Source organism: Prevotella sp. AGR2160 (assembly GCF_000424185.1).
In the GTDB taxonomy this organism is placed as follows: Bacteria; Bacteroidota; Bacteroidia; order Bacteroidales; family Bacteroidaceae; genus Prevotella.
Genome location: NZ_AUJK01000003.1, coordinates 185,291 through 198,968 on the forward strand (window position 1 = coordinate 185,291; position 13,678 = coordinate 198,968).

At 52.8% G+C, this 13,678-nt stretch carries 10 protein-coding genes; 7 read left to right on the top strand and 3 right to left on the bottom strand.

What is annotated here, in order from left to right; all coding sequences use genetic code 11:
* The first annotated feature begins 2 nt into the window (after positions 1–2).
* The 3 genes from G604_RS0103620 (at position 3) to G604_RS13405 (ending at position 5,195) form a co-directional block, all read left to right on the top strand.
* Positions 3–1,304, top strand: coding sequence for a DUF4302 domain-containing protein (locus G604_RS0103620; protein ID WP_081657634.1), 1,302 nt, complete (start codon positions 3–5; stop codon positions 1,302–1,304).
* 196 nt (positions 1,305–1,500) lie between these two features.
* A complete protein-coding gene (locus G604_RS0103625; RefSeq protein WP_155941844.1) occupies positions 1,501–2,814 on the top strand; it encodes a hypothetical protein in 1,314 nt (437 codons plus the stop codon).
* Positions 2,815–2,897: 83 nt separating this feature from the next.
* Positions 2,898–5,195: a M6 family metalloprotease domain-containing protein gene (locus G604_RS13405; protein WP_196801083.1), complete on the top strand. Its 2,298-nt coding sequence runs from the start codon at positions 2,898–2,900 to the stop codon at positions 5,193–5,195.
* Between the two features lie 465 nt (positions 5,196–5,660).
* On the opposite strand, the gene G604_RS0103640 is transcribed toward G604_RS13405, so the two are convergent.
* Complete coding sequence (locus tag G604_RS0103640; protein WP_028909374.1) at positions 5,661–5,936, bottom strand: hypothetical protein; 276 nt, start codon at positions 5,934–5,936, stop codon at positions 5,661–5,663.
* Positions 5,937–6,142: 206 nt separating this feature from the next.
* On the opposite strand from G604_RS0103640, the gene G604_RS0103645 reads away from it, so the two are divergent.
* The 4 genes from G604_RS0103645 (at position 6,143) to G604_RS0103660 (ending at position 10,470) form a co-directional block, all read left to right on the top strand.
* A complete protein-coding gene (locus G604_RS0103645; protein ID WP_028909375.1) occupies positions 6,143–7,357 on the top strand; it encodes an SGNH/GDSL hydrolase family protein in 1,215 nt (404 codons plus the stop codon).
* Positions 7,358–7,548: 191 nt separating this feature from the next.
* Complete coding sequence (gene gpmI / locus G604_RS0103650) at positions 7,549–9,069, top strand: 2,3-bisphosphoglycerate-independent phosphoglycerate mutase (RefSeq protein ID WP_028909376.1); 1,521 nt, start codon at positions 7,549–7,551, stop codon at positions 9,067–9,069.
* Between the two features lie 145 nt (positions 9,070–9,214).
* Positions 9,215–9,880: a uracil-DNA glycosylase gene (ung, locus tag G604_RS0103655; protein WP_028909377.1), complete on the top strand. Its 666-nt coding sequence runs from the start codon at positions 9,215–9,217 to the stop codon at positions 9,878–9,880.
* 2 nt (positions 9,881–9,882) lie between these two features.
* Positions 9,883–10,470 carry a DUF3109 family protein gene (locus tag G604_RS0103660; RefSeq protein ID WP_028909378.1) on the top strand — a complete coding sequence of 196 codons (588 nt, stop codon included), beginning with the start codon at positions 9,883–9,885 and terminating at the stop codon, positions 10,468–10,470.
* A gap of 101 nt (positions 10,471–10,571) precedes the next feature.
* On the opposite strand, the gene G604_RS0103665 is transcribed toward G604_RS0103660, so the two are convergent.
* Together G604_RS0103665 and gyrB are read right to left on the bottom strand one after the other, a co-directional pair.
* Positions 10,572–11,504 (bottom strand): alpha-L-rhamnosidase N-terminal domain-containing protein, encoded by a 933-nt coding sequence (locus G604_RS0103665; protein WP_028909379.1) that lies wholly within the window; start codon positions 11,502–11,504, stop codon positions 10,572–10,574.
* A 184-nt stretch (positions 11,505–11,688) separates the two neighbouring features.
* Complete coding sequence (gene gyrB, locus G604_RS0103670) at positions 11,689–13,659, bottom strand: DNA topoisomerase (ATP-hydrolyzing) subunit B (RefSeq protein ID WP_028909380.1); 1,971 nt, start codon at positions 13,657–13,659, stop codon at positions 11,689–11,691.
* Between the last annotated feature and the right edge of the window lie 19 nt (positions 13,660–13,678).

Genomic DNA, 13,678 nt, shown 5'->3' on the forward strand with positions numbered 1-13,678 from the left:
CTATGAAAAAGTTATTATTCGCATTGCTTGCTCTGACAGCAATCATTTCATATACATCCTGTACGCCGACGGTCGATGATGTCTACGACAAGGCTTACGACCAGCGCAAGGCCGAGAATCTCGCCGATATCAAGTCGACACTGGAGAGTGCCAAGAACGGCTGGGTCATGTACATCTATGGCAACCAGTCATTGGGTGGCTACAACCTCCTGCTGAAGTTCCATAATGACTCCGTCGTCGCCAGTTCCGAGCTCAACAAGGTCGACACCATCAGCGCGCCCTCCCATTATCAGGTGGGTTACAGCGCAGGCCCAATCCTGTCCTTCGATGAGTATAACAGCATCATCCACCAGTTCTCCGACCCCGTCAACCAGAAATACGGCACCAACGGCAAGGGTTTCGAGGGCGATCTGGAATATCGTGTGCAGAGCTATTCTGCCGACTCCATCGTCCTTCTGGGCAAGAAGCATGAGAACAAGATTGTCATGCTTCCTCTGGCTGAGAGCACTTCCTGGAAGAGCTATCTCGAGAAGGTGAAGGAAGTGGACGACTCCATGTTCACGTCCAACTACGACTTCGTCATCAACGGCAAGGACACCATCCACGCACGCCGTTCCAACCGTGTCCTCAACTACACGGTGCTCGACAAGGACAGTCAGAAGGTAGTCAACACCATTGGCTACTGCATCACCGACAAGGGTATGCGCCTCTATGAGCCGATCTCTCTCGACGGTCAGCAGATCACGGGCTTCACCTATCAGCCGAATTCCGATATCTATACGGATGTGGCCAATTCGAGCGTTACCCTGAAAAAGCGTATCATGAATCCGAATGCCCTCCTCGTCGACGGCACTTGGTATATTGATCTTGCTGAAGCCGGTGCTTTTCCTTCCAACCAGTGGAAGATTGCCCGTTCGGAGATGCTTGCACAGGGTGACTCTCTGCTGATGGGCTGTCTGGGAACTTACAGCACGGAGTTCGCCTTCACGTTCGCCCTCGGCAATGCAGACACCGGCTATTATCTGGCTGCCCTCAACTTCGACTACAAACTGATCGGCAAGGATGAGATCTCCATGACCTTCAATGGCTATGGCGATGCCCTCGGCAACGGTCTGCAGTTCCTGAATGGCTCATACGGTGTCGATGCCCTCATCGCGCCGTTCGGCTATAAAAAGACACGAACCTTCAAGGTGGAGACGGACGACTTGAAGCGTCCCTCCTATATGATTCTTACTGACAAGAGTAATCGAAGGAACAAGATGAAACTGGTCAGCAACACCGTCTATTTCCCTCTCCAAAAATAGACTTGACCCAATGAGCAGAAGATCCGGTGGCAAGGCAACTTGTCACCGGATTATATTTTTAGGGTGAAGTGAGTAAAAATAATTACGTTTTTTCGAGAAAGTGAATATTTTTGTTATATTTTCTTTGCAAATTAAAGAATAATGCGTAACTTTGCAGCCGAAGATAATTGATAACAGAAATTTTATTTACAGACGTATGAGAAAATTTACTTTTGTACTTGTTGCCGCATTTATGGCTGTATCAGCCCATGCGCAAGTTTCCCTGAAAGGCGCTGAATTTGAGCGCATGACAAATGGCGGTTTCGCCACAAGATTGGTTAAGGATAACGCACGTCCCTCTGCCGCACAGATGAAGAAGGTCGCAGAGGGTAAGGCCCTGCTGAAGTTAGCTGCTCCCCGTAAGGCTGACACGAATGTGACGCTTGAGGATGCTTATGCAGTTTCCAGCCATACCTATGTCCCCAACAATGGTTTCTTCTCCGCTACGATGGCTCCTGCTGCTTACGCAGTAAGTGGCACAAAGATTTACTTTGACGCTTTCGGAGTTGGTGCCGGTATCGAGGGTAACATCATTTCCGGTGATAACCTGTTGACCAAGCAAGGTATTGCTGCCGACTCTGTCTACTTCGCACCCGATCAGACCCTTGGTCAGAATTCAAAGGGTACGGATATCAAGGTCTCCGGTTGTACCTACGACAATAATACGGGTGTGGCCAAGTATTCTGCTACAACGGCTATCACTGGCTATTACTTCTCTGCCACTAAAGAATTATATATCACTTCTATCGTAGGTGTTCAGGTCGACTCCCTCATCGCTGCCGGCGCAGATTTTGACTGTCAGCCCAAGTCTGAAATCGATGCCTATCTGAAGAAGGCGTCAGTGGATTATATTGATAATAAAGGTAATGAAAAAACTTTGAGTGCCTATGCCATTCCGTTCGAAAATGGTTACGCTGTCAAAGGCTTCGACTCAATGTTTGAGGACAGTTGGCTGATGTTTGGCTATAACAAGTCCGCTGACGGTAAGAGCTATGATACGACAGGAGGTACGGTAGAGGCTTTCTCTTATATTACCTCCGTTTCTTTATACAAGGATGAGACTAAAACGTCTACTTATGATGCCTACCTCGTACTTTATCCTTGCACAAAGGGAGATGATGGCCATTTTCATCCGGTTTCTACAGGCTTAGGCTTCACGGCAAGTACCGACTCCAAGACGAATATTACAACGCTGGAGTCTGATGGTGAGTCGCTGTATGCGGCATTGGGTATTTGTCCTTATTACGCTGATGGCGAAGGCATCTACTACTACTACAACGACTGGTCTATCACCATTACTGATGAGAGTGCTACAGCCATCAAGGGCATCACCTCCAATGCAACGGGTAAGAAGAGCGAGGCATACTTCGACCTGCTCGGCCGCCGCGTGAGCAAGGATGCCAAGGGCGTGCTGATCAAGCGGACAGTGGCTGCTGACGGTTCCGTCTCCGCTCAGAAGATTGTAAAGTAAAGAAAATATTTTAACCTGACATAAGTCCACATACTTCTAGGGGTGTGTGGACTTTTTTTATGAACAAAATAAGTTTCAGATTTATGAAGAAAATACTTTTGGCCCTGTTGCTGATGCTCGTCATGGGCACACAATCCTGGGCCGTACCGGCTCTGCACCGCCTGCTGACGATGCGGCAGAGCGACGGCACAACCTTAAGTTATTATCTGTACGGTGATGAACACTTCTCCTTCCGTGCTACCGCGGATGGTGTCGTCGTGACCCCGAATGCCGCCGGCAGCCTCTGCTATGCCCGCTTGGAGAACAACCAGCTTGTGGCCTCGACGATGATCGCCCACAATGCTAACCTGCGCGGACAGGTGGAACAGACGTTCGTGAAGGGCTCTGATGCCGTACGCCTTGGTGAACAGAAGTTGGGACAGCTCGTCCAGGCCCGTCGGGCCGCCGCCCTGCCGCAGCTCTCCGCGAAGGGCGCGAAGGGCGCGAAGGCTCCCCGCCGTATCGGTGCCTCCACCTCCGACGGTCTCGGCCGTGAAGGTTATGCCGCTGACGGCTGCGTGAGCAGTATCGGCGAGGTGAAGATTCCCGTCATCATGGTCAACTTCAAGAACAAGAAGTTTAAGTCGACAACTACGGTCGATAAGATGACGCGTTATTATAATGAGAAAGGCTATTCCGAAGATCCTTATACCGTTGGTTCCGTGAAAGACTATTTTGAGAGCGTGAGCAACGGTAAGTTCCGTCCCACCTTTGTTGTCGTTGATTCCGTGACGCTCAATCGCAACTATTCCTATTATGGAGCAAATTCAAATACCTATGGCAAGGATTACAATGTGATGAAGTTCGTCCGGGAGGCCATAGAGAAGGCCGAGGATGATGGTGTAGACTTCTCTCCCTATACCGTCAATGGCGAGATTCCTTTGATCTCTTTCTTCTATGCTGGTTACGGTGAGGCAACGGGAACGCCGAGCGGAGATGATCCCAATACGATCTGGCCTCATGAGTTGAGTCTTAGTGATCTAAGAGATTATTATGAAGACTATAACGTCACGGCCGGCGGTTATGCCCTGAATGGCTATTTCGTCGGTAATGAGTTGAACGGTGATAGTTGCCTGATGGGTATGGGCGTGTTCTGTCATGAGTTCGGCCATGCCCTCGGATTGCCCGACTGGTATGCCACCGATTATTCCTACGACGGTGACTCTCCCTACGGTATGTTCTCCATCATGGACTCCGGTTGCTATTATCCCAATAACTACGCTACAGCGCCCGTGGGCTATACAGCTTATGAGAAGAGTTACCTCGGCTGGCAGACACTCCCGGAGCTCGACGCCACACAGTCTGACACAGTCACGCTGACAGATCCTGCTGACGGCGATGACAACTTCGCGGCTGTCCTCCGCAATCCAAAGAACAATAAGGAGTATTATATCTTTGAGAACCGCCGCCCCTCAACGTGGTATCCTTCGGAACTCTCCGACGGCATGCTGGTGGAGCACATCACTTATAATCAGGACGCCTGGAATAATGATACGCCCAACAACACGCAAAGTGCCAAGCGGGCCTATGTCGTGACAGCTGACGGTTCAACGATCGGCAGCGTCAATACCCCGGCATCTTTTGGCAGTAACGACCAGCTCTTCGGCAATGGCGTCAGCAAGATCAAGACCTTCAAGTGGTATGGCGGAAAAACGGATAAGACGCGTTCCGTCAGCAAGGTCACGAAGCAAGATGACGGTACGGTGACATTCAATTTCAACTATGGCAAAGTCTATCCTAAAGATCAGGAGAAATACGTGAAGGTGACGTCTACTGACAGTCTCTATGACGGCGACAGCATCCTCATCGTCTGTGCGGACGCGGAGATGGCCATGGGATCCTTCAGCAATTATTCCTTCACCGGTGTCGACATCGTACTGAATGATGGCGGTGACAGCGTGTATGTCGATCCCGCCTGCTGGACCTTCACACTGAAGAATGTCGGCGACTCTGCCTGGCAGATCACGCGCGACGATGGTTGGATCTCCGGTCTCAGTTCGCTGTTGAAATATGGTACGACGGAGGGTAACAAGGCCATAGCGAAGATCTCCTTCGACGACAGTGGCAATGCCCTCATCTCCTTCATCGGTGTTGCCAATAAGAAGATCAGCTTCTACAACGCCACAAATCGCTTCAGCATGAAGACCACCGACAATGCGCCCGTCCAGCTCTTCAAGCGTCCTTCGAAGAAGCCAGAGGCGACGGCTATCCTCGGCGTTGCTCAAACGTCAACGCCGACTCATCCTCAGTACTTTACCCTCGATGGCCGCCAAGTGACCAAGGATTATCAGGGTATCGTGATCGTGAAAGAAGGGAATGTTGTGAAAAAAGTAGTGAAATAGTAGGTGGCCGCCATGTTGCGGCCACGCACCCGCTGTAATTTTAATACTTATTAACGCTGAAAAATGCCGGTTTCAGATTTCGGTTTTAGCCTGTTTTCGAACTTTCTGAGACCGGTTTTCGGCTTTTGTGACTTCTGTTCCCAACAGAATTTTCTCTGCTTCGTGCATAATTTTATAAACATCGTGTTTATGAAATTCTCTACGATAGTTACGCACGTAAATACCCTGCATAATCATCTATTTTCAGCACCATTTTTCCTATACTTTTGACTATTTATGCGCATAATTATACGGACGCTTAGAAGTCTTATTTTAGTGCATTGATTATCAGTGGGTTACAAAATACCCGTAATTCCCGTATTTCCGTCCGGTCGGTTTCCGCCGCCATTTGCGCCATTTAAAATCCTTTACTTTTAAGATTTGTTTACATTTTTGTCATCACATCAATGATCATCAATAAGAGGATCATTCGTATCTCGCGTTTTTTCGTCTCAGCCAACGGGCAAAGAAACGGTCGTAGACGAGATAGGTGTTGTCCTGCTTGTAGACAAACTCGCGGTTGACGAGAACCGTCAGGGCAATGCTGATACTGCTGGGCGCGGGAAGCCGGTAACGGGAGATAAACTCCATGGAAGTGACCGACTTCACGCGCCCTTCTTGTGCAATGGCGGAGAGAAGGGCGGCCTGATTGTCGGTCAAACTCTCGTAATAGCTGTTGAAAGCTACATCCTGCTCATCCACCAGTTCTTCAATCGTTTGATCAAATGACGAAAGGATTATTCAGTTTTTTCATATTTCCCGTTTCATGTTTTATGAAATATCCGTTTGCGGATATAGGTAAAAATTGGTGCGCAGACAAATTATTCCCATGATTTTTTGTAATTTTGCAGGTTGGTAGGGGCGGAACATGATGAATCATGTCCTTACAATGTAAAAAGATTGGGAAAATGAAAAAACTCTTGCTATTGATTCTCGGGTGTGTGCTGGCGCTGACAGCCACGGCACAGCCGACCTCCCTGCGCGGCGTCACGGGACGCCACTGGGTGGGGACCTGGGCCACGGCGATACAACCCGTGGTGAAATCCTTCATGCCTTACAACAACTGCATGACGAACCGGTCGGTCAGACAGGTCGTGAAAGTCTCTATCGGTGGTAATGTCGTACGGCTGAAGATCTCCAACGAACTGTCGACGGAGCCCCTCGTCATCCGCAGTGTCTATATCGCCCCGGCCCTGGAGGGTGCGGCCATCGTGCCAAAGGAGGCCCGTTATCTGCAGTTTGGCAAGAAATATAAGGTCACGATCCCCGCTGGTAAGGCCGTGTGGAGCGATGCCCTCAGTTTCCCGCTGAAGGCCCTCAGCCGCCTCGCCATCACGATCAACTATACGAAGGCTCCCGTGGTGCCGACAGTCCACATGGGTTCCCGTACGACCTCTTATATCGTCAAGGGCTGTACGAATGCCCACAGCAGTTTCGCCAAGGCCTTCCGGGAGGAGCACTGGTTTAATATCGCCGCCCTCGATGTCTACGACTTCCAGGCCTCTGCCGTCGCCATCATCGGCAACTCCATCACCGACGGAAAGAACTCCACCGACAACGCGCAGAACCGCTGGCCCGACATCCTCTCGGAGACGCTGCAGAAGAAATATAAGAAGACCGATCTCGGCATCCTCAACCTCGGCATCGGCAACAACCGCGTGGCGACCACCGGTGGCTTCGGCTATCCCGCGAAGACCCGTTTCGACCATGACATCCTCGAGCAGAGCGGTGTCTCCGCCGTCGTCATCTTCGAGGGTATCAACGATATCGGCAATGCTCGCACGGGAGAGTCGGAGGCCGTGGCGCAACTGTTGATCCGCTCCTATGAGGAGATGATCAAGAAAGCCCGTGAGCATCATCTGAAGGTATACCTCGGTACGATCACGCCGATGAAGGGCTGTGGCGTGTACTATAACCTCTTCCATGAGGCTGCCCGCGAACAGGTCAACGAATGGATCCGCAAGCAGAGGGGCCGTGTCGACGGCATCCTCGACTTCGATGAGCTCCTCCGGGACCGTGAGGAGCCCCACCAGCTCAAGCGGGAGTACCAGAGCGACTGGCTGCACCCGAACCCCGAGGGGTACCGGGTTATGGGGGAGTATGCGGCTTCTGTGCTCAAATAGCTACCTTGCGCTTGCAAAGCGCAAGCACGGAACGGCAGGCCATTCAACAATTCCGTGTGAATCCGTGTTATCCGTTGCAATAAAAAATCCGCGGCATCCGTTGCAAAATTATCGGGCATATCCGTGGCTATATCAATTTTTTTCCTTACTTTTGCAACACAGAAAAGAACAACAACAAAAATATAAAAATTATGGCAAAGAAAGCACTTCTGATGATCCTCGATGGATGGGGAATCGGTAAACATGACAAGGGTGACGTGATCTATAACACGCCGACACCTTATCTCGACTATCTCAATGCTGTGTCCGCTCACTCACAGCTCCAGGCTTCCGGCGAGAATGTCGGTCTCCCTGACGGACAGATGGGTAACTCCGAGGTCGGCCACCTCAATATCGGTGCCGGTCGTATCGTCTTCCAGGACCTCGTGAAGATCAACAAGGCCTGCGAGAGCGGCAGCATCCTGAAGAACCAGGAGGTCATCAACGCCTTCAGCTACGCGCAGAAGACGGGCAAGAAACTGCATATCATGGGTCTCACCTCTACCGGTGGCGTCCACTCCTCTCTGAACCATTTCTTCAAGTTCCTGGAGATCGGTAAGGAGTACAACCTGAAGAATGTCTTCGTACACTGTTTTATGGATGGCCGTGACACTGATCCGAAGAGCGGCAAGGGTTTCATCGCTGACATGCAGAAGCACTGTGAGGCCAACGGCGCACATATCGCCAGCATCGTCGGTCGTTTCTACGCCATGGACCGTGACAAGCGCTGGAACCGCGTGAAAGAGGCCTATGACCTTCTCGTAGAGGCTAAGGGTAAGCAGGCCAAGGATATGGTCCAGGCCATGCAGGAGAGCTATGACGAGGGCGTAACGGATGAGTTCATCAAGCCGATCAACAACGCCAATGTCGACGGTACGATCCAGGAGGGTGATGTCATCATCTTCATGAACTTCCGTAACGACCGTGCCCGTGAGCTCACCTATGTGCTGACACAGAAAGATATGCCGGAAGAGGGCATGCATACCATCAAGGACCTGCAGTACTACTGCATGACACCGTATGATGCCAACTTCACAGGCGTGCACATCCTCTTCCCGAAGGAGAACGTGAAGGATACCCTCGGTGAGTATCTCTCCCGCCTGGGCAAGAAGCAGCTGCATACCGCAGAGACGGAGAAGTACGCTCATGTGACGTTCTTCTTCAATGGTGGCCGTGAGGAGCCGTTCCCCGGTGAGGACCGTATCCTCGTACACTCTCCGAAGGTCGCTACCTATGACCTGCAGCCGGAGATGAGTGCCTTCGAGGTGAAGGACAAGCTCGTCGGTGCCATCAACACGCAGCAGTACGACTTCATCGTCGTCAACTTCGCCAATGGTGATATGGTCGGTCATACGGGTATCTATCATGCCATCGCCAAGGCTGTCGTCGCTGTTGACCAGTGTGTCAAGGAGGTCATCGAGGCTGCCAAGGCCAACGACTATGAGGCTATCATCATCGCAGACCACGGTAATGCCGACCATGCCATCAATGAGGATGGAACGCCGAATACCGCGCACTCCCTGAACCCCGTGCCATTCATCTATGTGACGAACAACAACAGCGCAAAGGTCAAGGACGGTCGTCTGGCTGATGTCGCTCCCTCTATCCTGCATATCATGGGCCTTGAACAGCCTGAGGATATGACGGGTGAGTGCCTGATTGAGGATAAATAATCACCCACTTGCAGGGGCCGGCCCTTGTGGCGGCCTGTCGGCGGAACGCCGAATCGGACGGGGAATAATCTCCCCATTGTGAATGCCGTACCGGCATCGGGCCGCCACAAGGGCCGGCCCCTGCAAAGGGATGAATATGAATATTATGAACGTTAAGATCGAAGAATCGTGGCGTCGTGAGATCGGTGATGAATTTGACAAGCAATACTTCATCGATCTCACGAATTTTGTCCGGGAGGAGTATCTGCACCAACAGTGCTTCCCTCCCGGACATTTGATTTTCAATGCCTTCAACCTCTGTCCCTTCGATGAGGTAAAGGTCGTCATCATTGGACAAGACCCCTATCATGAGATGGGACAGGCCATGGGACTCTCGTTTTCCGTGCCCGACGGCGTGATGATGCCGCCGTCGCTCATCAATATCTTCAAGGAGATCAATATGGACCTCGGGACACCGATGCCGAAGAACGGCGACCTCACACGTTGGGCCAAACAGGGTGTGCTGCTCCTCAACGCTACCCTCACCGTCCGTGCCCACCAGGCCGGCAGTCATCAGCGCCGCGGCTGGGAGGAGTTCACCGATGCCGCCATCCAAGCGCTGAACCGTGACCGTGACCACCTCGTGTTTATCCTCTGGGGTGGTTATGCCCGTTCGAAGGTGAAGTTCATCGACCAGAGCCGCCATCTCGTCCTTCAGAGTGTCCATCCGTCGCCCCTCTCCGCCAACCGTGGCGGGTGGTTCGGCAATCACCATTTCTCCCGGTGTAATGAGTATCTGAAGGCCAACGGGATTAAACCTATTGAATGGTAATTATGAACAAGGAACTGCATATACTACAGATTAGAGACGTGCTCGTGTCACCGGATATTTTCACGGTGAAATTCTGCTGTGACCTCGACGCCTGTCATGGACAGTGTTGCGTGGAGGGCGACGCGGGGGCTCCCGTGACCCTCGACGAGATCGGGGAAATCGAGCATGTCCTCGATACCGTCTGGCCCGACCTCAGCGCCTCGGGACAGGCTGCCATCGACAAACAAGGCGTGGCCTATACGGACCGCGACGGGGAACTCGTGACGAGTATCGTGGGCAACAAAGACTGCGTCTTCACGTGCTATGAGAAGGACTGTTGTCTGTGTGCCTTAGAGCGTGCTTACCGCGCCGGGAAAACGAAATGGTGCAAGCCCATCTCCTGTGCTCTTTATCCTCTTAGAGAGAAATATTTCGGTAACCATACGTGGGGACTGAACTATCATGAGTGGGACATCTGTAAACCGGCGCTGAAGAAGGGCAAGGAGCTCGACCTGCCGCTGTATCAATTCCTAAAGGGGCCGCTGACGCGGCGCTTCGGAGAGGAATGGTATCAGGAGTTGTGCGAGGTGGCGGAGCAGATCCTGGCGTAATAAAAATGGCTACGGGGCCTGCTTTGACATTGGCACCTCCTTGCGCTTGCAAAGCGCAAGCACACGACGGCAGGCCATCCAACAGACCATCCAACATGGCATTAATACTCCCAGGGATCGCGACGGATGGGCGCAATCTCCACGCCTTCGATGGACTGAATCTGGGAGGGACGGAAATGACGGTCACCGACGATGACGACATCCTGCTGACGAACAGCCGTGAAACGGCGGCAGGCCTGTTCGTCCATATTGCCGTTGCAGGTGTATTGGTAGTCGTCGATGTAGATCTCCTCACCACGGCGGGCACCACGAATCGTGAGACGGACCCATCCGTAGAAAACCCTCGGGAAATGGACATAGAGGGCCGTATCCCTCTCTTCGACGCTTTCGGGATCGAAGACCTTGACGAGCTTCATGTTCTCGTCCGTCATGGAGGCAGCTTGAAGCGGGAAGGACGTGCGGTCCTGGGAATAGGAGCAACGGGACCAGCCACGCACCGGCGTTATCTGCCCCTTCCACAGCGGATCATAGTTTTTCGCATCCCACGCCTCGTAATCGGGATCAGAAGGATCAACAGAGCCCCATGCGGGCTTACAGAGCCACGAATCGTCCGTGGTGTGGGCAAATGCCCGTCCGTCGGCATAACGGCCATATACGGTCACGGAGAGTTGCTTATCGGAGAATCTTCCGGCGATGGGTGAGTACCACACGGCGACGGTGTTGCTGTCGTTCCGCAGAAGGGCGGAAAGATCGAACACTTGTTCGCGGAGAATGGAGTCATCGGGAGTAACGGAGGGGAGGAGGACATCACGGCTGAGGCGGTGCTCGTTGAAGTTCACCTGATAACGGCCCGTGGAACAGATGGCGAGTTTAGCCCATCGGATGCGTCGTGTCGGCAGCCAGGTCTTCTTAAACAGCCATTGCGAACTGCTGTCGGCCTCCTGGGCACAGATCCACCGCTGCCCGAACTCCTGGGCGTGGACAGTAGTTACCAGTAGGATGAACGTGAATATTATCCCGAATAGTCTTGACATTTGTTTTTTTTAGAAAGGATCCAATTGCAGGGGCCGTCCCTTGTGGCGGCCCGATGCCGGTACGGCATTCTTAACAGGGCATCATTTGTCGTTCGATTCGGCGTTCCGCCGACGGGCCGCCACAAGGGATGGCCCCTGCAATTGGATTGATTCCCGGTTAGGACGGCCACAAGGGCCACGCCCCTTATGCGTCGATTTTTGCGTAGGTAGCGTTCTTCTCGATAAACTCACGGCGGGGCTCGACATCATCGCCCATGAGCATGGAGAAGACCTCGTCGGCATCGGCGGCATTCTCGATTGTCACCTGTTTGAGTAGACGCGTCTGCGGATCCATAGTCGTCTCCCATAGCTGCTCGGGATTCATCTCACCAAGACCTTTGTAACGCTGCGTATGGATATTCTTATCCTCTACGCCATTGCCATACTTGTCGAGGAAGGCCTGGCGCTGCTGGTCGGTATAGCAGTACTCGCTGACCTTGTTCTTGTAGGAGCACTTATACAACGGCGGCGTGGCGATATACAGATGTCCCTCTTCGATGACCTTCGGCATGAAACGGTAGAAGAGCGTCATGATCAGCGTGTCGATGTGGGAACCATCGACATCGGCATCGGTCATGATGATGATCTTGTCGTAACGGAGCTTGTCGATATTGGCCTCACGGTCGTCCTCACCGTCAACACCGAAGCGGACGCCGATGCTCTGGATGATGTTCATCACCGATTCAGCCTCGAAGACACGGTGCCACTGTACCTTCTCCACGTTCAGGATCTTACCACGCAGCGGGAGGATAGCCTGGGTGTAACGGTCACGGCCCTGCTTGGCGGAGCCACCTGCGGAATCACCCTCGACGAGGAAGATCTCACAGTTCTTCGGGTCCTTATTGGAACAGTCGGCGAGCTTACCGGGCAGACCGCCACCACTCATCACGCTCTTGCGCTGCACGCTCTCACGCGCCTTGCGGGCGGCGATACGTGCCGTGGCGGCGAGGATGACCTTCTCGCAGATCTTATGGGCCTCGTCGGGATGCTCCTCGAGATAATTCGTCAGGGCCTCACCGACGGCCTGCTGGACAGCACCGGCGACCTCACTGTTGCCGAGCTTCGTCTTCGTCTGACCCTCAAACTGCGGCTCTGCCACCTTGATGGAGATGACGGCCGTCAGACCCTCACGGAAGTCCTCACCGGCAATCTCGATCTTGTTCTTCTCGATCTGCTTGGAGATCTGCGGATCGTTGTCGGCATAATTCTTCAACACACGCGTCAGGGCAATGCGGAAACCCGTGACATGGGTACCACCCTCGATGGTGTTGATATTGTTGACGTAGGAATGGAGATTCTCACTGTAGTCAGTGTTGTACATGATGGCGACCTCGATGGGCACGCCCTGCTTCTCCGTCTTCAGATAGATGACATCGTCGAAGAGATGCGTACGATGGCGGTCGACATAGCGTACGAACTCCTTCAGACCATCCTTGGCATGGAAGACCTGCTGGCGCGTGTGGCCCTCCTCATCGGGACGCATGTCAGTGAGCGTGATCTTCACGCCGGCATTCAGATAAGCCAGCTCACGCATACGGGAGGCGACGATATCCCATTTGAATGTCGTCGTGGTGAAGATGGAGCCGTCGGGCCAGAACTGCTGGCGCGTACCACGCTTCTCCGTCGTGCCGACGACCTTCACGGGATACAGGGGCTTGCCCTTGGCATACTCCTGCTGATAGATCTTGCCGTCACGGAACACCTGACTCTTCATGTGGGTCGACAGAGCGTTGACACAGCTCACGCCGACGCCGTGGAGGCCACCGGAGACCTTATAGGAGCCCTTGTCGAACTTACCACCGGCATGGAGGACAGTCATCACGACCTCCAGGGCACTCTTGTGGAGCTTCGGGTGCTCATCGACAGGGATACCACGGCCGTCATCCTCTACGGTGACGCTGCCGTCGGCATTGATGGTTACTTCGATATTATGACAGAAGCCTGCCATGGCTTCATCAATGGAGTTGTCAACGGTCTCGTTGATCAGATGGTGCAAGCCCTTCTCGCTGATGTCACCAATGTACATAGCAGGGCGTTTGCGGACAGCCTCCAAGCCCTCAAGGACCTGGATATTATCCGCAGAATAATGATTCTCAGTGTTCTGAATATCTGCCATTTGTTTTTTCGTAATATAT